This window comes from Corynebacterium sp. MSK073 (assembly GCF_030232085.1).
Lineage (GTDB): Bacteria > Actinomycetota > Actinomycetes > Mycobacteriales > Mycobacteriaceae > Corynebacterium.
This window is the reverse complement of sequence record NZ_JASPIY010000012.1, coordinates 33,345-52,385: the sequence shown is the minus strand read 5'-3', so window position 1 is coordinate 52,385 and position 19,041 is coordinate 33,345. Positions and strand designations below refer to the sequence as shown.

Here is a 19,041-nt window from a genome sequence, read left to right as displayed (position 1 = left end):
AAACCCACATCGCTGTGATGTGGGTAATTATTGGCCGGACGAAAATCTACTTTTCAATCGGCATATTGACCATGTTGCCCCACTCAGACCATGACCCATCGTAGACCTGCGCCTTTTTAAAGCCCAAAAGGTAAGTGAGCACGAACCACGTGAACGCGGCCTGCGCTCCTAGGTGGGAATACAAAATGGTGTGGGTATCAGGTTCCAGCATGCCGTAGTTGACCTTCAGGTCATCAACGTTGCGGAAACAGGAGTTGGGGTAGGTTGCGCGATCCCATTCCAAGTTGATCGCACCCGGAATGTGCCCGTGGCACATGGTGGTGCCATAAGGCGAGTTTCCATTGGGGTCGAACTCTGTCGCTTCACCTGCGAATTCTTCCGGCGGCCGGGTATCAACCAGGGAGCCGGTTGCCTCGTGTACGTCGGCGACAAAGGCGCGCAGGAGGGAGTCGTCCCGGGTTACCTCTGGATAGTTGGATTCGGGGAATTCTGGGACCATGAAGGAGGTATCGCGCTCTTCTGACATCCACGCATCGCGTCCGCCATCGAGGAGGCGGACGTCTTTGTGGCCAAAGAGGGTAAATACCCATAGTGCGTAGGCCGCCCACCAATTGGACTTATCGCCGTACAGGACAACGGTATCGTCTTCGTGGATGCCCTTTTCCCGCATCAAGCGGGTAAATTCCTCACCGTTGATAAAGTCGCGCGTGAGCGAGCTTATTAGCTCGGTGCGGAAGTTGATCCGCGTCGCTGTGGGAATGTGCCCGATATCGTACAAAAGAGAGTCTTCATCGACCTCGATAACGCGTAACCCTTTAATGCCTAGGCGCGCGGACAGCCACGGAGCGGAAACAAGCCGCTCTGGGTGCGCATATTGCTGGAATGGGGGATAGGGGTCTACGTCTGCCACTGCCCGCCTACCTTTCTAATAAACCTATTTTTTCGCTCCCACTACTTTAACTCGAATTTTCTCGATTTATCACATTGGAATAGTGAAAGTGGTTTTCCATACATAACGTGCGTGGAATGAATTGACTCGGTAGGGGCCGCGACGTTGCGAAGGGGTGAGCTGCGTCAGAGATGGATAAATTTTGGGTTGACGCTGTAACCTGCTTAGTGGCCCCGCGAATTAGTGGCGTGGGACACTTTCCTACCTACCCTGACTACAACTAAAAGGACCAGATAATGGCTGAAAACGACCGCAACTCTGACGCCCCTCAAAGCTTTACACCCCGTGATTTTTCGGAACAACCCCGTCAGAACACTGAAACTCCTGAGTCCGCCGTTCCTAAACCACAGAACGATCAGGCGCAGAAAAATGGTGGACAGGAGCCTCGTGCGCAGGAGGCCAAAGAACCTAGTACGTCTGCTGAGAATGCAGCTTCAACTCCAGGCGGCGATCAGCCTGTAGATGCTGGTTCGGATAAGTCCAGCCCCCAGGATTCCCAATCGTCCGCAGCAGATGCAGAATCCGCATCGCAGGACCATAAATCTGCTACTGATTCGGAGCCCTCGTCCGCAAACTCGGCAGAAAACAACCGCCGGCCTGCTAATGATGCTGGGCCAGACGCCGGGTGGGGCACGGGACAACAATCACAGGAGGCATCGGCTGCAGGCGGGTACAACCCGGAGGCAGGTTCTCACCCAAATTTTGGTCAACCCCCTCAGGGCACTGAGGCCCCTCAAAGCTATGGGCGAGTAGCTGGACAGAACAAACGTGGATTCGGTGCAGCTATGAAGGGCCTGGGGAATAAAAAAGGCCTCTTAGGTGGGCTTTGGGAATTTGAATTTAAAGATTTCATGACTCTGACCCATGTGAAGGCGATCTATGTCGTGGGCGGAGTTTGGTGGGCTCTCCACGTTCTAGTGGCATTTATTCTAGGGACCATCGTCGGTATAGATGGAATTTCGGAGGGCGAGTTTGGATACGTTCTCCTCAGCTTTATCGGATTCATCGTCCTCGTCCTGCTAGCTACTGTGGTTTTTTATGCTGGGATGGTGATCACAAGGCTCGCCTTGGAAGCGTTAGTGGCAAACGTGCGCACAGCGCAAAACACCGGAGACCTATTGGACAAGGAGTCTTAGGATAAAGACTGGGCACTATGAATTGTGCCTGAAACTCCTATAGATAATGACCCCGCGGCAATCCGCGGGGTCATTTTTATGTGGTGCGCGAAGACGAATGGAAGACGGCAACTCCTATGGCCTAGCCATAAGAACCGAGCATGAACGTCATGTGCTCATTCAAAGCCTTATTGAAAAGGTCAATATCGCCAGAGACTGGTTCCACCGAGTCACCATCAACCTGGAGGCGCACTGTGTGATGCGCGGTGATCCCCGCGGACGTAGTAATTGAGCGCTCTCCCCACGTGAAGTCGACTGCATCGTCTGAGACGCGGCTGACCTTATCAACCGAGTCAAACATGGTGACTTCATTCACGGGCTCTCCATGGACGTATAGGGCCAGTGCATGGCCGACCGATGCTGCGTTATTGTTGGGGCCATTTTTGTCCCCCACCTCACCGTTGAAAGTAATCCAACTGATGGGCGCACAGGGATCGTAGGAGTTGTCGATATCCGCGATCCAAAAGTTGAAGTCATCACCTCTATCAGAGGGCATGCGCCCGGGCGCGGTGCCAGATGCATAGGCTTCCCGGGGATCGTTTGGTAGATCCGCGCATTCGGAATCGGTGGAAGAATCCTTGCCCTTATTATCGTTGGGTTGTTCCGGGGCTTCTTCAGTGGGCGTTTCGGTTACCGTGTGGGTCTGCCCCGAGGTTTCTGGGCTGTGGGTAGAAAATTCGGATTGGGACGAAGCTGAATTAGATTCCTGATCGCCCGAGCCACACGCCGCCAAGCTAAGCAGCAGGGCCGCAGCGAGGAGCGTTATTGCGGCCTTGGAACTTAAGCAGCGGGATATATTTCTAGCAAACATACTTAATCGAGGAGCTGAGAGACGCTATCGGGGTCGGCATCGGAAAGCATCTGGCGAATGCGGTCGTATTCATCGTCCTCGCCGATGGCCTTGGCGGCACGTCCAAGGGCTGCAATGGCGCGCAGGACACCCTGGTTGGGCTCGTGGGAGAAGGGGACCGGGCCCCATCCCTTCCAGCCATTGCCGCGCAGGCGGTCTAAGCTGCGGTGGTAGCCGGTGCGGGCGTAGGCATAAGCGGTGATGTACTCGTTGGGATCCGCGCCCTCTAGCTTGTCGAGCTCCTGCTCCGCGAGCATGGCCCACAGCAACGGGGAATCCGGGTGGTCTACGATGCCGGCCGCAGGCGCGGCCGCGTCCTGAGCGCCGGGATCAGCGGGCAATTTAATCGGTTCTGGGGCAAGCATGTCTTTCATTTCCATAAGACACACTCTAGCGATGCTCGTGCGGGCCTACCAGAAATCAGAAACGCTGAGCCCAAAAGAGTAAAGCGCGCGGCGCACCACCGGCAGGGACAGCCCGATGACAGAAGAGGGATCGCCGTCGATGCTATCGATAAACCAGCCGCCCATGGCCTCCAAGGTAAACGCGCCCGCGCACTCCAAGGGCTCGCCGCTGCGAGCGTAGGCCTCGATATCGGTGGCAGAAGCCTCTGCGAACCGGATGGTCGTGGTAGAGGTTTCCACGTGGCGTTGCGTGCCAAAAATCAGGCAATGGCCGGTAAGTAGCTGCGCGGTGCGCCCAGCCTGTTGGTGCCAACGCTCGATTGTGGCATCGACGGTGTGCGGTTTGCCCTGCAACTGGCCATCCAATAGCAGCATGGAATCGCCGCCAATAACCGGCTCGTCGGGGTACCGGCAAGCGACCTTTTCGGCCTTGGCGGTGGCAAGCTTTGCCACGGTATCGGCAGGCGAGTGCCCCGCCAACTGGGTTTCCAGGGCGCGCTCGTCAATATCGGCGGGCTCGAGCACCGGTTCCACGCCGGCCGCGCGCAGGATGGCGGCGCGCGAGGGGGACTGCGAGGCCAAAATGAGGCGCATTAGTAATACCGCACGGTGTGGAAGGCAGATGGATTAAAGACGCGCTGCGCGCCGTAGTGGTCGAAGCGCTCACCGGGCCTGCCCCAGTGGTTGCGATCCCCAAAGGCACCGGAGTGGTCCTTTTGCATCTGCTTGAGCACCGTCGAGAGCGCGGCGGCCTCTTCTTCCGTGGGGTTTCCCTTCAGGACTTTGATTTCGGGTTCAGACATCTTTTCCTAAACAGTTCCGTGCTTCTTGGGTACCTGGGCCACGACCTTGCGCTCTAGCAGGCGCAGGCCTTCAACCAGGTAGTGGCGGGTAGCGGAAGGCTCGATGACATTATCGGCCAGTCCGCGCTCGGCGGCAGCGTAGGGGTGCAAGAAAAGCTCGTCCATTTCTTCCTGCTTATCCTCATCTCCGTAGATGGTCAGCGCGGTCTGGGCTGCCTCGGCGACGGCGATTTCCGCGGTCGGCCAGGCATAGACCAGATCCGCGCCCAGATCCTTGGATCCCATAAACGCGTAGGCCGGGCCAATGGCCTTGCGGGTGACCACCGTAAGCTTGCCGACGCTCGCTTCCGCCTGCGCATACGCAAACCCCGCCGCCCGGCGCAGGAGACCGGCCTTTTCTTCTGCCGGGGTGGCAACGAAACCGGGCGAGTCCACGAACTCAATGATTGGGGTATTAAAGGCATCGCACAGACGCACAAAGCGTGCCGCCTTTTCCGCCGCGGCCGAATCCAGCGCGCCGTCCAGCGCTAGCGGCTGGTTGGCGACGATACCCACGGCGCGGCCATCCACGAAGGCAAAGCCCGTGATGATATTGGGCGCGGCCTCGGCCGAAAGCTCAAAGAAGGAGCCCTTATCGACGACCGCGTTGACCACCTCACGCATGTCATAGGCATCCGCTGCCGAATCCGGGATGACGGAATCCAGATCGAATTCGGTGACCTCGCGCGTATCGATGCGCGTTGCCTCGGCGCGGTTATTGGCCGGCAGGTAAGCCAGTACGTCGCGGACCAAGTCGAGAGCTGCCTGCTCGCTCGGGGCGCTGATCTGCGCGGTGCCCGACTTCGCGTGGACTGCGGCACCACCAAAGGTTTCCGGTTCCGCTTCGGCGACATCGCTGCCTGCTTGGTGCAGGCTGGTGCCGTGGGTGACAATGAGGACATCGGCAAGCGTGGGCGCAAATGCCGCAATGCCGCTGGTATCCCCGGCCACCACGGAGATCTGCGGGATAAGACCTGAGGCCTCGGTCGCGCGGGCGAGGATGCGGGCGTAGCCAGCAAGTGTGACGATGCCCTCTTGCGCGCGCGGGCCGGTGGAATCATAGATGCCGACGATGGGCACGCCGGTTTTCAGCGCAAGGTCATAGACCTTGGTGAGCTTTTCCGCATAAACCTCACCCATCGTGCCGTCAAAGACGGTGGCATCCTGGCTGAAAATGCACACGCGGCGCCCGTCGATGGTGCCGTAACCGGTGACGATGCCATCGGTGTACGGGCGATCGTGCTCGCGGCCAAAGTCGGTGGAGCGGTGGCGGGCCAGTGCATCGGTTTCTACAAAGGAACCCTCATCTAGCAGCTGATTCACGCGAGTGCGGGCGGCTGGCTCGCCTTCCCCCAACGGCGCGCGGGACTCGGCGAGCTTGTTGTCCAGGTCCTCAATTTTGCCAGCGGTGGTCTTCAGGTCAGTCATAGGCGCTGAGTGTACTAGTGGAAGGCCAAAGATGCGGAAATTGTGCAGTTTGGGCATCGTCACAGGGGTCGGTGTCGGAGCGCTATCGGTGCGGCATCAGCGCAACCGGAGTACCTGCCAGACATTAGGAAATATTAGCTCCCCTTTATAGGGGTAAGGGTGAAATGTGATGTGCAGCGTTCGTTACCGGTAAGGGGCGTTTTCCCACCGTATCGACGATAAATGTCATAAAGAGAGATAGCCGTAACTGTTGAGGAGCTATAACGAAGAGCTTAATATCGGCTGTGTCTTCATGAATTATTTCTCGTATCCTTAAACAACCACAAGGACGGTCTTCTGGTGATTTCAAAGGGACTGCGACTTGTCGCGCCGCTTGCCATCGCGACACTTCTCGCGCCCGCGGCACATGCGCGCGATATTCCCCCGATGCCACAGGCATATCCCATTACCAACCTCTATAAAAGCTGCAGCGCCGCCGGAGATAACACCGAACGCGAATGGCGGTTTGCTGAAACAGGCCGTCGCTACATGAGCGACGGAACCTTGCAATTCAAAAACACCACCGACCAGGAGGTGCCGTACACCGCCGAGGTAGAAACCGGCACCAACCACGAAATTGACGCCAACTCCAAGGCCAAGTTGCCCTCTGGTTGGGACACCACCGCCAAATCCGATATTGGCCTAAAAATGGCCAATGGCTGGCGAGATAAAGAAACCTTCGGGCCCGTCAAACTCAAGCCGGGCGAATCCTTCCGCGTGGAATACGGCGTGGTGGAAAAGGACTTTATTTCCATGTTCGTCGGCTGCAATGATGACCGCCTCGAAAACATTCCCGGCGCCAACGTCATCCGCGGTAAAGCCCCAGCAGAGCGCTATGCCTTTGCCTATATCATCAAGGCTGATGGATCCGTATCGGACTTGGCAATGGAAATTCCGTCTCGTTCCGGCAGCACTAACTCTAAGCCCATCGAAGGTAACTACACTGCGGTTTCCGGACCCAGCTTGGAAAAGATCGCTGATCCGAGCAAAGACGAGATCATGCAACCAGCCGCCGAACCCCAACGCGATCCTGCGTGGCCCAAGGAAGGCGAAAAGTGCGAGGCCAACGATAACTCCTGGTATCCGCTGGATATCACGGCGGTGAAACCCACCTTCCGCAAACCCGGTTATTCCACCGACTTCCTCAACTGGTCTCAGGGTGACTATGAATTCGCGCCGGTAACGGACTTCGTAGTTGGTGCCCAGCACGATCCATATACCAATTGGCGAGGCAATAGGGGCGATATTCCCCAGGGCTGGCTCGAGTCGGTCGGCGCCATCAAGCGTGCCTATATGCCGGTTGGTACTGAGCTCAAACACGTAAACCTTGCGCCCGGAGAGCGCGTTCGCGTGGAATACGGCACCACCATGACCCGTATCAACTATCGCGAGGTGCACTGCGGAAAATCCGGCAAGTACGACCTTACTTCGAACTATAAACAGACCACCGCCCCGAGCGGTTTCTGGGCCGAAGCCACAATCACTTCCAAAGACGGTAGTACCCGCACCGTAGACGTCACCCCTGACGAATACCGCGATCTGCCCGTACCCACCCAAACCATCTACTAACTACCTGCTAGGAGTACATCTCATGCGCATTTCCAAGATTGCGTCCACCACCGCGGCTTTAGCCGTTGCCACCGGCGTATTCGCTGCCCCAGCCGCCAATGCATTGCCGCAGCGCGACCTGGGCCCAGCAAACCCCACCACGATTGGCGAGCGCTGCGCCAATCCTGGCGATACCGGCCAGACCATTGATATTAAGCGCACCTATTTCGACGGTTCCGCCGGCACCTGGACCGTTTCCAACTACAACGATGAGCCACTTCCAGTCACCCGTTCCATCAAGGAAACCAAGACCAAGTCTTGGGACGTTTCTGCTGGTGTGGACTTTAAGTTGTTGGATCTGATTCACTTCACCTTCTCCTCCAGCTACACCTCTAGCCAGACCTACGAGGTAGGCGAGCAGGTCGGCCCATACGATATTGCTCCGGGTAAGACTGCCGTGCTGAAGGCTGGCTGGGTAGTCTCTGACTTCGAGGGTCAAAAGACCGTGTGCGGTTCCGACCACACCTGGCAGGCCAATGGCGGTAAGTTTACCGCAACTCTGCCCAAGGAACGCCACGTCGCGGTCTCCACCCGTGATAACAACGATTGGGGTTAAACCTTGAAGGCTAAGACCATCGCTAGTGCAATCGCAGCGCTGAGCTTGGTGGCCGTTCCAGTAGCCCACGCCTCTGACTTCGGCGGAGACTTTGAACTGCCCCAGCGCTGGAACGATGACTATAAGCCCGGCACGCATTGCGCAACGCCGGGGGAGAACTCCACCTATGTCACCGCGAAGCGCCGCTGGTTCAAGCAAACTGATGCCGCCAGCGTGGCCAACCACAATGCTGAGCCGGTGCCGGTCAAACACACCGTATCCAAAGCGCGGACAGAAACCGTTGAGGTTTCCGGCTCCGTGCAGGGAGAGGGAGATTTGGCCAAGATCCTGACCAAGACCTACGGCTTCAACTACGTCAGCGAACAGCACTGGAAGATTAACCAGGTAGTTGGGCCATATACTTTGCCTGCAAATTCCCAAGGCAAGTTGGTGTGGGGCTTTACCATGCTGGATACCGATGGCCAGGATGTGCGCTGCAACCGAGACCAAGTATGGGAAACGGTAGGAAAACCATATTCGGCCACTGTCCCTGAAGCTCGCTATTCCGAGCTGCGCTTAGAAGACGCTCCGGACTGGAGTTAATTCATCAGGAAATGAGCCCACCCGCACCCTATGAATCGGGGTGTGGAGCTGGGCTCTTTTTGGCAGCTACGGTGCCTTATTAGAAGTGCATCCTCTGAAGTGCATCCTCCAAAGTGCAGGTTCCTCTGCAACATTTGAGGAAGATTTGCGATATCTGAGGGCCGGGTTTGCTCAGTTATCGCAGTGGAGGATGCACAAATGGCAAAGCCGGGCCCATCCACCGGCATGGCTGGCTGTGCAGTGGCTATGCAGGGCCGAAGGCGGCCGCTTTAAGCCGGCAACCACGCATACCCGTAAGGCCCAAGCTCAACGGGGCCTAGGTCAACGGAGCGGTCGCTGAAATTGTGCAGGCACAGCAGGTCGCCGCGCTGGTAACCGAGCACGCTTTCCTTACCGGTTTCCACCGGCTCGCAGGGTGCTGTACCCAGCTCGGGGTGCGCGTGGCGCTCCGTGATCATGGTGCGCACGCTGTGCAGCAGGGAAGTGGCATCATTGAGCTGCGATTCCACGGACGTGCCGCCGACAATAGGCAGCCGCGCCGGGGTGCGGGCACTAAAGCCCGCGGTTTCGCTATCGTCCCACTGCATAGGGGTGCGAACGGCATAGCGATCCGGCAAAGAGGTGTCATCGAGCATGCCAATTTCATCGCCGTAATAAATAAAGGGCGCACCCGGCAGGGTCATCAGTAGCGAAAACATCAGCTCCACCTTGCGGCGGTCCCCGCCCATGAGCGGCATGAGCCGCCTGGCGATGCCCACATGCGCCCGCATGCCTTCTTCTGGCAGGTAGGTCTGATACATCAGCTCGCGGACGTCATCGTCGACCATTTCCAAGGTCAACTCGTCATGGTTGCGCAGGAAGGTACCCCACTGGCACCCCTCGGGCAGCGGCGGTAGCTGGTTGAGGATGTCGTAGACGGGGGTGGCATCGCCAAGCGCGAGCGCCTGGTACAGCCGGGGCATGACCGGGAAGTTGAAGACCATGTGGAAGCGATTGCCGGAGCCGTAGTACTCCATGGTCTCCTTGGGAGGCTGGTTGGCCTCCGCAATGAGGACGGCCTCGGGATAGTGGGTATCCATAAAGGCGCGAATCTTTTCCACGAACTCCACCGTCTCCGGCAGGGACTCGCCGCCGAGCTCATCGCGCTCGAAGAGGTACGCGATGGCATCGAGGCGCAGGCCGTCGAGGCCCTTGTCCATCCAGAAGGACAAGATATTAAAGACCTCATCCTGCACGTCCGGGTTATCGTAATTGAGATCCGGCTGGTGGGAGTAGAAGCGGTGGAAATAGTACTGCTGGCGCTTATCATCCCAGGTCCAGTTGGAGGTTTCAACGTCGGTGAAAATGACGCGAATTTCGGGGTAGCGCTCGGGGTCATCGCCCCAGACGTAGAAATCCCCAAACGGGCCATCCGGGTCGGAGCGCGAGGCTTGGAACCACGGGTGATCGGAGCTGGTGTGGTTGAGCGCCAGGTCCGTCATGATGCGCATATCGCGACGGTGCAATTCCTCAACCAGTTCCTCGAAATCCGCCATCGTGCCGTAATCGGGGTGGATAGAGTAATAATCGGCGATATCGTAGCCGTCATCGCGCAGCGGCGAGGCATAAAACGGCGAGAGCCAGAGGCAGTCCACGCCCAACCACTGGAGGTAATCCAGCTTGTCGATGACCCCGCGCAGTGTACCGATCCCCTTATTCTCGGCCTCGTTATTGCCGGAGTCCTTAAACGAGCCCACCAGGGCTTGGTAGAAGACGGCGTTGTGGTGCCAGCTCATTGCAGATCCTTTCTTTTTGCCCGCCACGCAAAGTACGTCAGTGCGCACAGCACGCCGGCCACCAGGCTGGGCCATACGGCGGGAGAGTCTTCAAATAAGTTCACTACGGCTTGGATGACCGCAAGGCACGCGAAGAAGCCGAGGAATCCGAGGAGCGAATCCCACAGCAGGGACCGGCGCATTAGGCCTTGACACCTCCTGCGGTAAGCCCGGCGACGATGCGGTGCTGGAAAATGAGCACCATGATGATAAGCGGAATGGTCACCAATGCACCAGCCGCCATGGTTGCGGCATAAGGGTACTCGAAGGCCGAGGGGCCAGAGAAACGGGCGATGGCCACCGTGACCGGCTCGGTGCCCGTCGTGGACAGCTGCTTGGCCAGCATGAATTCATTCCACGTGGTGATAAAGGCAATGATCGCGGTGGTAAAGAGCGCCGGGGCGGCCAGCGGCAGGAGGATGAGCCGAAAGGCCTGGGCGCGGGACGCGCCATCCACGCGGGCGGCCTCCTCAAGCTCCCAGGGCAGCTGCCGGAAGAAGCTGAGCAGGGTATAGACCGTCAGCGGCAGGGCGAAGGAGATATTCGGGATGATCATCGCGCGGTAGGTGCCGATCCATTCCAGGCGCCCAAAGAGCTGGAAGAGCGGGGTAACCAGCGCGATGGCGGGAAACATGGAGGCTGCCAGGATGATGCCGGTGACGATACCCTTGCCGGGGAAGTCATAGCGGGAGAGCGCATACGCGGTAAATACGCCGACTAAAACGGCTACCGCGGTGGTCGCGAGAGAGATGAACAGCGAATTGCCCAGCGCGCCGAGGAAGTCATTGCCCTTGTCCGTCGCGAGGGCATCGCGGAAATTATCGAGCGTGATATGCGTTGGCCAGGGCGTGGTATCGAAGGTGAATTCCTGGCTGCGCAGGGCGGTGACCACCATCCAATAAAAGGGCGCAAGGCCCCAGAACATGATGAAGATAATGCCCGCGTAGTGTCCGAATTTACGCATTACTTTGCACCCTTTCTGCCGGAGACATCCGCACCGAGGAAGCGGATGAGGATGAAGGCGACGAAGAAGATGAGCAAGAAGATAAGGGTGGATAGCGCCGAGGCGGAATTGAAGTTACCTTGGCGCATATCTTCCACCACCAGCTGGGAAATGGTGGCGGTAGGGGAGTTAGACGAGCTCGAAATCATGATGACGGGAAGGTCATACATGCGCAGCGCATCCAGGGTGCGGAAGAGCACGGCCACCATCAGGGCTGGGCGCACCAGCGGCAGGGTGATGCGGAAGAAGGTTTGGATGCGGTTGGCGCCATCGACGCGGGCGGCATCGTAGACGTCCTTGGGGATCATCTGCAGGCCGGCCAGGATGAGCAGCGCCATAAATGGCGCGGTCTTCCACACGTCTGCGATGATAACGGCAAAGCGCGCATAAAACGGGTCCGTGGTCCAGGCGATATTCGTACCAAGCAAGGAATTGACGATGCCCTCTGGGGCGAACATGAACTGCCACAGCTTGGCCGTCACGGCGGTAGGAATGGCCCAGGGGATGAGCACGGCGGCGCGCACCAAGCCGCGGCCGCGGTACTCGCCGTTCATGATGATGGCCATGAACATGCCGAGGATGGTCTCCAAAGCGACGGTGACCACGGTGAAAAACAGCGTGATTTTTACGGCGGGCCAGAAGTCGGTGGCGATAACACCGGGCGGGCACGTCGTGATTTCCCCCGCACCGGAAACACAGCGGTTATTGATCCAGTACAGGTAATTGTCTAGGCCGGCAAAACCGCCTTCTTCAAAGATGCCCGTTTTGGGGTTCAGCTGCCGGTTTCCCTGGAAAGACAGGATGACCGCGCGCACGATGGGATAGCCGATGATGATGCCCAGCACGATGAGCGCTGGGGCGATCAGCGCGGCGGGCCGCCCGAAATTGGCAAACCTGCTGGAGCTAGGGGTGCGCTTGGGTTTCTTTGATGATGAGTGCGTCTGTTGCGTCGGCGAAGTGGTGACCACGGTTATTCGCCTTTCTGGTTCAGATAATTTCTGGTGCGCTAGATTCTATCCCCAACTAGGGTGGGAAAACCACAAAGGGTGAGGCTATGGCGTATGCGCCTTCCTCACCCATTTGTGCACTAGCGGTTCGCTATGTATTTCTCAGTTTTATGCATGCTCCCTGCTCGTGGGATACGAGGGGCAGGGAGCGTATCTTTAACCCTGCGAAGCAGAGTCGATGGCCGCCTTCATATCGGAGGTGGCATCTTCGACGGACTTGCCATCGGTCAGCGCGGCATAAGCGTTGTCCTGGATGGCCTTAGAGATGGCGGAGTAGAACGGCGATACTGGGCGCGGTGCGGCGTTTTCCAGGGATTCCTTCAGCGCTGGCAGGTAGGGGAATTCCTCCTGCAGCTGCGGGTCATCGTAGATGGAGGAAAGAACCGGCGGGAAGGACTGCTCAGCAAAGGACTTCTGGTTTTCCTCATTGATGATGAAGTTCATGAAGTCCAGGGCGGTGCCCTTGTTCTTGGAATTGATGTTGATGCCGTTGTTGTAGCCGCCCAAAGTGGATACGCCAACGCCGTCCTTGCCCAGCGGTGCCTGGACCTCGACGTCGAGGCCGGCATCGACCGCGTTGGTGTACATGTAGGGCCAGTTCACTGCGAAGGCGGTCTTGCCCTCGGTGAAGGCCATGTTGGTCTCTTCCTCGGTGGCGGCGGTGGAGTCCTTGGAGATGATTTCGTCTTCATAAGCATCCACCATGGCCTGCAGGCCTTCCTGGGCTTCCTTTGAGTCGACGGTGGCATTGCCGTCATCGTCAAGCACCGAGCCGCCCCAGCCCTCTATGAAGCCGGCGGTATTAAGAGCCAAGCCCTCGTACTGCTTGAGCTGCGTGGTCAGGCACTTTTTGCCGTCTTCCAGTGCCTTGCAGGCGGATTCGAGGTCGGCGAATTTCTCCGGGGTAGCGTCCGCGAGTTCAGTATTGCGGAACAGGAGCTGGCCATTGGTGTTTTGCGGGAGCGCATACAGCACGTCATTGTAGGTTGCGGATTCCACGGTGGCCGGCAAGAGCTCCGAGGTATCGGTCTCGAAGTCACCGTTGAGCGGCTGGAGCCACTGGTTGGCGGCGAATTCCGCGGTCCAGACCACGTCGAGGGCCATGACATCGTAGTCATCATTGCCGGCCTGGAGGGACTGCACGAGGGTCTCGCGCTGGGCATCTGCCTCGCCCGCGAGCTCCTTGAGCGTGACCTTTTCATCCGGATTTTCTTCATTCCACTTATCGATGATGGGAGTGATCTTATCCGTGTCGTTCTTGCCCATGGCAAAGGTGATGGGGCCGTGGGAGTCAGCGCCGGAACCGGAACCGGATGCGGAGCCATCTGCGTTATCTGCACCGTCGTCAGACGTGGAGCAGCCGGCTAGTGCCAGTACTGCCGTGGTGGCGACTGTGGTGCGAATGAAGTACTTCTTCATGGGGAATTCACCTTTCAGAAAGCTTGGGTGTTCCTTAAAAATAATTTACAAACACCGCGCGCAGAATAGATTTTGATTATTCACCTCTAAACGGGGGTGCTTTAAGAGGTAGCGATGCGCTGCCCGGTCTCTGGATCGAAGCGGTGTGCGGCGCTTTCATCAAAGGTCAATACAACCTCCTCGCCGCGCTGTGGCGGGGTGCCTTCGCAGCGCGCAACGAAACGCTCGCCACCCACCGTGGCGTAAACGAAGGATTCGGAACCCAATTCTTCAACTAGGTCGACCACGCCGCGCAGGCCCTCAGCGCCCTCATTGAGGTGCATGTTTTCCGGGCGCACGCCCAGGCGCTCGCTGTTGTGGTCAAAGATATTCATTGCAGGCGATCCGATAAAGCCAGCGACGAATTCGTTGGCTGGCTCCGCATAAAGCTCACGCGGTGGGGCAACCTGCTGCAATACGCCATCTTTTAACACCGCTACCCGGTGCCCCAGCGTCATCGCCTCGACCTGGTCGTGGGTGACATAGACCGTGGTGGTCCCAAGCCGCTGCTGCAGGCTCGCAAGCTCGGTACGAGTCTGCACGCGCAGCTTCGCATCCAGGTTAGAAAGCGGTTCATCCATGAGGAAGGCCTTAGGATTGCGCACGATGGCACGGCCCATGGCCACGCGCTGGCGCTGACCACCCGATAGGTCCTTGGGCTTGCGCTTGAGGAACTCGCTTAGGCCCAGCATGTCTGCTGCATCCTGGACCTTTTGCTTGATTTCAGCCTTCGAGAGCTTGGCCAGTTTGAGCGAAAAGCCCATGTTTTCTTCCACCGAAAGGTGCGGGTAGAGCGCATAATTTTGAAAAACCATCGCAATATCGCGATCGCCCGGTTCAAGGCCCGTGACATCCGCATCATCGATGAGAATCCGGCCACTAGAAATTGGTTCAAGGCCGGCCAGCGCGCGCAGCGTCGTGGACTTGCCGCAGCCAGACGGTCCCACCAAGACGAGGAACTCGCCGTCCGCGATTTCTAGGTCCAATTCCTTCACTGTGGGCGCCGCCGCGCCGGGGTAGGTGATATTTACCTTTTCAAAAGTGACCTTTGCCATGCGCAACACACTAGCACCACCGGCGGGCGGTATCTTGGAATCTATGACTGCACTTGATAAGCACCGCATCCGCACCGCCCTGGCAGAGGACTTCAGCACCATCGATTTTGTGGATCAGACCGGTTCCACCAATACCGACCTGATGCAGGCCACCAACGTTGCCGATGGCACCGTGCTGCTTGCCGATGAGCAGCTATCCGGCAAGGGCCGCCTCGGCCGGGCGTGGACGGCGCCCGCCGGATCCCAGGTGATCTTTTCCGTGCTGCTCTTGCCCGATTCCCTCGATTACTTGGGCACGCTTCCGCTGGCTGCGGGCCTGGCCGTGACCGATTCCATCGAGGGTTCCGTGCTCAAGTGGCCGAATGACGTGCATATAGATGGCAATAAACTCTGCGGCATCCTTGCCGAGGCCGGTCCGGTGGGCCAAGCCTTCAAGTCCGCTCCGAAGACCGAGCTCAACAAGACAGAACTCAATAAGACTGAGTTGAACAAGGCTGAGGTCAACAAAGCAGAAGTCAATAAAGCCGAGGTAAATAAGACCGTCGGCGGGCAGGCACCCTCCGCGCGCGTGGTCGTGGGTATGGGCATTAATGTCACACTCACCCGCGAGGAATTACCCATCGAAAGGGCCACCTCGCTGGCGCTTGAAGGCCGCGATACCGACCGCACCGAGCTGGCTATTACCGTGCTGAAAAACCTGCGCCGCCGCATTACGCAGTGGGAAAACCAGGATCCGCAGCTTATGCAGGATTACCGCGCGGTGTGCTCATCCATTGACCAGGAGGTGCGGTTGGAGACCCCGACTGGCGATGTCATCGGCCGCGTCGAGGGCATCGGCGATGACGGCCGCATTAACGTCGCGGGCGAGTACTACTCCGCCGGCGACGTGACGCATCTGCGCCCGGCACGATAGGTACTGCGCGGCGGGTGCTGCGGAGTCCGCGTGGTCTGAGCAGCACGGCCTCGCACTGGTACTATCCATGGCTATGGGATTGATGAAGATGGGCCAAGGCGAGGTAAAGCGCGCGGATGTATCCGCGCCGTTTCGCGCGCTCGTTTTCCCATTCTTGGAGCTCATCCTCATCACCGGCGTGCTGTGGATTGCCATCGGCTGGTGCGATGCCCAGGGAGTAGATCCGATGTTGCGCAATGGGCTCGTCGTCTTGTGGGCTGGGCTGAGCACGTGGCGCTTCCTTATTCCTTTATATAGGGCCCGCCGCAAGCGGTTCATCGTGACCAACCGCCGCGTCATCGTGCGAGAGGGCCGCCACATCGATTCGATTCCGCTGGAAGATATTCGCGGCGCCCGCAAGCGCCGCGGCGGCATTTCCATTGCACTCAACGGTTGGGACAGGGCCATGTATTTTCCCACCGTGGCCAAGTCAAAGCAGGTGGCGGAGATTATTAATGATCGCCCCTGGTTTTAACCTCGGTCGAGTGCAATTGCTTATCTAGGTCCTCCGGTGCGAGATTAGCGCTGCTGAATTCTTGGGTCAACGGAAGACGCAGTTCTAAATCGGAACCGGGGCAGAGCTCGATTTTCGCTTCATCCACGGTGTAATCCAGCACATGTCCGCCGGACTTACGCGCGGCGTCGATAAAGTGCACGTGGCAGCCGGGCACCGAAATCCCGCGCTCGTATACGGGAGTGCGGAAGCCACCGATGACGCCTTCGACATCGCTAAAGTGCAGCTCTTTATCGCCGCCGACCGCCTTGGTCATTGGGGGATAGGGCTTGGTTTGTTTGACCACGGTGCGCGTTGAGACCTCAGAAAACCTGCCCGTGATGCGGACGGCATACATGTAGTTGGCGGAAGGCTCTATCTCGTCGATGAAGGCGGAAAGCTCGTCGCGGCGCAGGCCCCGTGGGGCATCGACAAGAATGCGCGGCACAAAGTTGGTGGCCACGGAATAAGGAGTCTGCTGGTCCAAGTCCGCAACCCGCGCGGAGCCATCGCCGCGCAGCTGGTAGCAGGTCCCGTCCAAGATGATCATTTCACCATCGAGGCCGTTAAAGGTACCGATGCCAAAATTGCCCTTTCCTAGCAGCTCAGAGATGGTCATCTCGCCGTCATAAATGCCATCAAGGAGGGCGCTCATGAGGGAGTTCTGGAAGATCGAATGACGGGTAAACATGGTATCCAAGCTAATATTGTGGGCGTGAGTGTCTCAAAACCTATTGTAACTGTCTGTGGCGATGGTCAGCTGGCGCGCATGATGCAGCCTGCCGCCGCTGAACTCGATATTCATCTGCGGATTCTTGCTGGTAGCCCGGATTCTTCTACCGCGCAGGTTACCCCGGATATCGTGGTGGGCGATTACCACAAGTACGAGGACCTGCTCGCGGCAGCCCGCGGCGCGGATGCGGTTACCTTCGAGCATGAGCATGTGCCCAATGAGCATTCCGCCGCGCTTATCGATGCCTCCTTCAACGTCCAGCCCCAGCCCAGCGCCCTGCGCTATGCCCAGGACAAGCTGGACATGCGCGAAAAGCTTTCCGCTCTGGGGGCGCCCGTCCCGCGGTTTAGCGCCATCGAATCCGTCGCCGATGCCCGCGCTTTTTTCGATGCCGTAGACGGGCGCGTGTGCCTCAAGGCCCGCCGCGGTGGCTATGACGGCAAGGGCGTGTGGTTTCCCTCGGATGCCGATCTTGATGAGCTCGTCGCCGAGCTATTAGATGCCGGCACGCCGCTCATGGCCGAAGAGAAGGTGGATCTGACCCGCGAGCTGTCCATCTTGGTAGCGCGTCGCCCATCCGGTGAAGCCAAGGTCTGGCCCATTACCCAGTCCCGCCAGGCCAACGGCATCTGTGCCGAGGCCATCGCGCCCGCGCCCGATCTCTCGCCTGAGCTGGCAGAACGCGCCTCTGCGCTGGGGCTGAGCATTGCCGAATCCCTCGGCGTGACCGGCGTGCTGGCCGTGGAACTTTTCGCCTTCAACGGTGAGAATGGCGAGGACATCTCCGTTAATGAATTGGCCATGCGCCCGCACAATACCGGCCACTGGACCCAGGATGGCTGCGTGACCTCGCAGTTCGAACAGCACCTGCGCGCCGTACTCGACCTGCCTTTGGGCGCGGTGGATGCCCTCGCTCCGGTGACCGTGATGGCCAACGTGCTCGGTGCGGACGAAGACCCCAAGATGCCCATGCCGCAGCGCGTGCGCGAGGTCATGGAGCGCTTCCCACACGCCAAGATTCACCTGTACGGCAAGGACCACCGCGCTGGCCGCAAGATCGGCCACGTCAATGTCGCTGGTACATCGCTCGATGAGACCCACGATGCCGCCCGCCAGGCCGCGCACTTTCTGATGCACGCAACCTGGGCATAACTCTTAAAACCTAGAAAGGACATTATGGAACCGCAGGTAGGAATCATTATGGGCTCGGATTCGGATTGGCCCACCGTCGAACCCGCAGCGGAAGTCCTCGCGGACTTCGGCATCCCCTTTGAGGTTGGCGTGGTCAGCGCCCACCGTACCCCGGAAAAGATGTTGGCCTACGCCAAGGGCGCACACTCCCGCGGCCTTAAAGCCATCATCGCCTGTGCCGGTGGCGCCGCCCACCTGCCAGGCATGGTTGCTGCGGCCACGCCGTTGCCCGTTATCGGCATTCCGCGCGCACTCAAGGATCTCGATGGCCTAGACTCCCTGCTTTCTATCGTGCAGATGCCTAGCGGCGTTCCCGTGGCCACCGTCTCCATCGGCGGCGCAAAGAACGCCGGTCTGCTGGCCGTCCGCATCCTGGGCGCCGGAGACCCAGCGCTGCAAGACAAGATGGTTGCCTACCAAGAAAAGATGGCAGAAGAAGTCGAACAGAAGGATAAGAACCTGCGCTCGAAGTTGCTAGGGGAGTAGCCCCTAGTACTCTGCGTCCAAAACAACCGCGTTTCTCCAATTTGGGGTCTGATTTTTAGAGGAATGCGGTTGTTTTAGGCGTTTTTGTATGGCGTGCGTAGGTTTTCTGGCATCCAGGGCGTTGATCGGGCGGCGCTGCGTCCAAAACAACCGCGATTGTTCATTTTTTTGGCCAGATATTTAGAGGAACGCGGTTATTATGGACGCCTCAAGGCTGGGGTCGGTGGCACGTGGCCCTGCGAATCCGCGCTGCCTCACTTACAATTCCACTCGGGGCGTAACTGTTTCGAGGGGGGAGTAGATGAAGGAACTTTTAGTATCGGGGTTGAATCAAAGGCAACTGCGGTCCGGTCTGGCCAGCGGCAAGATAATTAAAATTCGCCGTGGGTTGTATACGTGGCGGAAACCTACGCCAT

General features: G+C 58.5%; 21 protein-coding genes. 8 read left to right on the top strand and 13 right to left on the bottom strand.

The annotated features are described in order from the left end of the window. Positions 1-46: 46 nt before the first annotated feature. Positions 47-910, bottom strand: coding sequence for a sulfurtransferase (locus tag QP970_RS08870; protein ID WP_239269345.1), 864 nt, complete (start codon positions 908-910; stop codon positions 47-49). 275 nt (positions 911-1,185) lie between these two features. On the opposite strand from QP970_RS08870, the gene QP970_RS08865 reads away from it, so the two are divergent. Continuing rightward, entirely contained in the window at positions 1,186-2,085 is a 900-nt protein-coding gene (locus tag QP970_RS08865) for a DUF4282 domain-containing protein (RefSeq protein WP_284869863.1), read from the top strand. A gap of 121 nt (positions 2,086-2,206) precedes the next feature. Here the strand turns inward: QP970_RS08865 and QP970_RS08860 are convergent, their stop codons facing one another. Genes QP970_RS08860 through QP970_RS08840 form a run of 5 tightly spaced genes read right to left on the bottom strand, consistent with a single transcriptional unit; the run spans position 2,207 to position 5,648 of the window. Next, positions 2,207-2,935 carry an LppP/LprE family lipoprotein gene (locus QP970_RS08860; protein ID WP_239269347.1) on the bottom strand — a complete coding sequence of 243 codons (729 nt, stop codon included), beginning with the start codon at positions 2,933-2,935 and terminating at the stop codon, positions 2,207-2,209. Positions 2,936-2,937: 2 nt separating this feature from the next. Next, positions 2,938-3,354, bottom strand: a complete 417-nt coding sequence (locus tag QP970_RS08855) for a DUF3151 domain-containing protein (protein WP_239269348.1) — start codon at positions 3,352-3,354, stop codon at positions 2,938-2,940. 30 nt (positions 3,355-3,384) lie between these two features. Beyond that, a complete protein-coding gene (locus QP970_RS08850; RefSeq protein ID WP_239269349.1) occupies positions 3,385-3,972 on the bottom strand; it encodes a Maf family protein in 588 nt (195 codons plus the stop codon). Continuing rightward, positions 3,972-4,181: an acyl-CoA carboxylase subunit epsilon gene (locus QP970_RS08845; RefSeq protein ID WP_239269350.1), complete on the bottom strand. Its 210-nt coding sequence runs from the start codon at positions 4,179-4,181 to the stop codon at positions 3,972-3,974. Before QP970_RS08845 ends, QP970_RS08850 begins: the two co-directional genes overlap by 1 nt. Before the next feature lie 6 nt (positions 4,182-4,187). Next, the gene (locus QP970_RS08840) at positions 4,188-5,648 is read right to left on the bottom strand and encodes an acyl-CoA carboxylase subunit beta (protein ID WP_239269351.1); all 1,461 of its coding nucleotides are present in this window, start codon (positions 5,646-5,648) and stop codon (positions 4,188-4,190) included. 339 nt (positions 5,649-5,987) lie between these two features. Between QP970_RS08840 and QP970_RS08835 the strand changes: the two genes are divergently transcribed. The 3 genes from QP970_RS08835 to QP970_RS08825 are packed head-to-tail and all read left to right on the top strand — an operon-like array spanning position 5,988 to position 8,433. Further along, positions 5,988-7,256 (top strand): hypothetical protein, encoded by a 1,269-nt coding sequence (locus QP970_RS08835; RefSeq protein WP_239269352.1) that lies wholly within the window; start codon positions 5,988-5,990, stop codon positions 7,254-7,256. 22 nt (positions 7,257-7,278) lie between these two features. Beyond that, positions 7,279-7,851: a hypothetical protein gene (locus QP970_RS08830; protein WP_239269353.1), complete on the top strand. Its 573-nt coding sequence runs from the start codon at positions 7,279-7,281 to the stop codon at positions 7,849-7,851. A gap of 3 nt (positions 7,852-7,854) precedes the next feature. Continuing rightward, positions 7,855-8,433, top strand: a complete 579-nt coding sequence (locus tag QP970_RS08825; protein ID WP_239269354.1) for a hypothetical protein — start codon at positions 7,855-7,857, stop codon at positions 8,431-8,433. Positions 8,434-8,702: 269 nt separating this feature from the next. On the opposite strand, the gene QP970_RS08820 is transcribed toward QP970_RS08825, so the two are convergent. The 6 genes from QP970_RS08820 to QP970_RS08795 all read right to left on the bottom strand — a co-directional run bounded on the left by QP970_RS08820 (position 8,703) and on the right by QP970_RS08795 (position 14,770). After that, positions 8,703-10,208 carry an alpha-amylase family protein gene (locus tag QP970_RS08820; protein ID WP_239269355.1) on the bottom strand — a complete coding sequence of 502 codons (1,506 nt, stop codon included), beginning with the start codon at positions 10,206-10,208 and terminating at the stop codon, positions 8,703-8,705. Then, complete coding sequence (locus QP970_RS08815; RefSeq protein WP_239269356.1) at positions 10,205-10,390, bottom strand: hypothetical protein; 186 nt, start codon at positions 10,388-10,390, stop codon at positions 10,205-10,207. Before QP970_RS08815 ends, QP970_RS08820 begins: the two co-directional genes overlap by 4 nt. Continuing rightward, the gene (locus tag QP970_RS08810) at positions 10,390-11,211 is read right to left on the bottom strand and encodes a carbohydrate ABC transporter permease (protein ID WP_023016855.1); all 822 of its coding nucleotides are present in this window, start codon (positions 11,209-11,211) and stop codon (positions 10,390-10,392) included. Before QP970_RS08810 ends, QP970_RS08815 begins: the two co-directional genes overlap by 1 nt. Beyond that, positions 11,211-12,218, bottom strand: coding sequence for a carbohydrate ABC transporter permease (locus tag QP970_RS08805; protein WP_284608956.1), 1,008 nt, complete (start codon positions 12,216-12,218; stop codon positions 11,211-11,213). Before QP970_RS08805 ends, QP970_RS08810 begins: the two co-directional genes overlap by 1 nt. A gap of 195 nt (positions 12,219-12,413) precedes the next feature. Next, positions 12,414-13,676, bottom strand: a complete 1,263-nt coding sequence (locus tag QP970_RS08800; RefSeq protein ID WP_284869862.1) for an ABC transporter substrate-binding protein — start codon at positions 13,674-13,676, stop codon at positions 12,414-12,416. A gap of 101 nt (positions 13,677-13,777) precedes the next feature. Beyond that, positions 13,778-14,770 (bottom strand): ABC transporter ATP-binding protein, encoded by a 993-nt coding sequence (locus QP970_RS08795; protein ID WP_284869861.1) that lies wholly within the window; start codon positions 14,768-14,770, stop codon positions 13,778-13,780. A gap of 43 nt (positions 14,771-14,813) precedes the next feature. On the opposite strand from QP970_RS08795, the gene QP970_RS08790 reads away from it, so the two are divergent. Both QP970_RS08790 and QP970_RS08785 read left to right on the top strand, forming a co-directional pair. Beyond that, the gene (locus tag QP970_RS08790; protein WP_239269359.1) at positions 14,814-15,683 is read left to right on the top strand and encodes a biotin--[acetyl-CoA-carboxylase] ligase; all 870 of its coding nucleotides are present in this window, start codon (positions 14,814-14,816) and stop codon (positions 15,681-15,683) included. Between the two features lie 73 nt (positions 15,684-15,756). Next, positions 15,757-16,197, top strand: coding sequence for a YdbT family protein (locus QP970_RS08785; RefSeq protein ID WP_239269360.1), 441 nt, complete (start codon positions 15,757-15,759; stop codon positions 16,195-16,197). Here QP970_RS08785 and budA read toward each other — a convergent pair. After that, entirely contained in the window at positions 16,175-16,906 is a 732-nt protein-coding gene (gene budA, locus QP970_RS08780; RefSeq protein ID WP_284771785.1) for an acetolactate decarboxylase, read from the bottom strand. The genes QP970_RS08785 and budA overlap by 23 nt on opposite strands. Here budA and QP970_RS08775 point away from each other — a divergent pair. Next, positions 16,892-18,100 (top strand): 5-(carboxyamino)imidazole ribonucleotide synthase, encoded by a 1,209-nt coding sequence (locus tag QP970_RS08775; protein WP_239269362.1) that lies wholly within the window; start codon positions 16,892-16,894, stop codon positions 18,098-18,100. The two genes, budA and QP970_RS08775, sit on opposite strands and share 15 nt — an antisense overlap. A gap of 24 nt (positions 18,101-18,124) precedes the next feature. After that, positions 18,125-18,625 (top strand): 5-(carboxyamino)imidazole ribonucleotide mutase, encoded by a 501-nt coding sequence (gene purE, locus QP970_RS08770; RefSeq protein WP_239269363.1) that lies wholly within the window; start codon positions 18,125-18,127, stop codon positions 18,623-18,625. Positions 18,626-19,041 lie beyond the last annotated feature (416 nt).

What these genes read in the sequence shown, in the direction of transcription:
- QP970_RS08865 (WP_284869863.1), top strand. Translation starts at nt 1,186, where the DNA reads ATGGCTGAAAACGACCGCAACTCTGACGCCCCTCAAAGCTTTACACCC.
- QP970_RS08860 (WP_239269347.1), bottom strand. Translation starts at nt 2,935, where the DNA reads ATGTTTGCTAGAAATATATCCCGCTGCTTAAGTTCCAAGGCCGCAATA.
- QP970_RS08855 (WP_239269348.1), bottom strand. Translation starts at nt 3,354, where the DNA reads ATGGAAATGAAAGACATGCTTGCCCCAGAACCGATTAAATTGCCCGCT.
- QP970_RS08850 (WP_239269349.1), bottom strand. Translation starts at nt 3,972, where the DNA reads ATGCGCCTCATTTTGGCCTCGCAGTCCCCCTCGCGCGCCGCCATCCTG.
- QP970_RS08845 (WP_239269350.1), bottom strand. Translation starts at nt 4,181, where the DNA reads ATGTCTGAACCCGAAATCAAAGTCCTGAAGGGAAACCCCACGGAAGAA.
- QP970_RS08840 (WP_239269351.1), bottom strand. Translation starts at nt 5,648, where the DNA reads ATGACTGACCTGAAGACCACCGCTGGCAAAATTGAGGACCTGGACAAC.
- QP970_RS08830 (WP_239269353.1), top strand. Translation starts at nt 7,279, where the DNA reads ATGCGCATTTCCAAGATTGCGTCCACCACCGCGGCTTTAGCCGTTGCC.
- QP970_RS08820 (WP_239269355.1), bottom strand. Translation starts at nt 10,208, where the DNA reads ATGAGCTGGCACCACAACGCCGTCTTCTACCAAGCCCTGGTGGGCTCG.
- QP970_RS08815 (WP_239269356.1), bottom strand. Translation starts at nt 10,390, where the DNA reads ATGCGCCGGTCCCTGCTGTGGGATTCGCTCCTCGGATTCCTCGGCTTC.
- QP970_RS08810 (WP_023016855.1), bottom strand. Translation starts at nt 11,211, where the DNA reads ATGCGTAAATTCGGACACTACGCGGGCATTATCTTCATCATGTTCTGG.
- QP970_RS08800 (WP_284869862.1), bottom strand. Translation starts at nt 13,676, where the DNA reads ATGAAGAAGTACTTCATTCGCACCACAGTCGCCACCACGGCAGTACTG.
- QP970_RS08795 (WP_284869861.1), bottom strand. Translation starts at nt 14,770, where the DNA reads ATGGCAAAGGTCACTTTTGAAAAGGTAAATATCACCTACCCCGGCGCG.
- QP970_RS08790 (WP_239269359.1), top strand. Translation starts at nt 14,814, where the DNA reads ATGACTGCACTTGATAAGCACCGCATCCGCACCGCCCTGGCAGAGGAC.
- QP970_RS08785 (WP_239269360.1), top strand. Translation starts at nt 15,757, where the DNA reads ATGGGATTGATGAAGATGGGCCAAGGCGAGGTAAAGCGCGCGGATGTA.
- QP970_RS08775 (WP_239269362.1), top strand. Translation starts at nt 16,892, where the DNA reads ATGACGGGTAAACATGGTATCCAAGCTAATATTGTGGGCGTGAGTGTC.
- budA (WP_284771785.1), bottom strand. Translation starts at nt 16,906, where the DNA reads ATGTTTACCCGTCATTCGATCTTCCAGAACTCCCTCATGAGCGCCCTC.
- purE (WP_239269363.1), top strand. Translation starts at nt 18,125, where the DNA reads ATGGAACCGCAGGTAGGAATCATTATGGGCTCGGATTCGGATTGGCCC.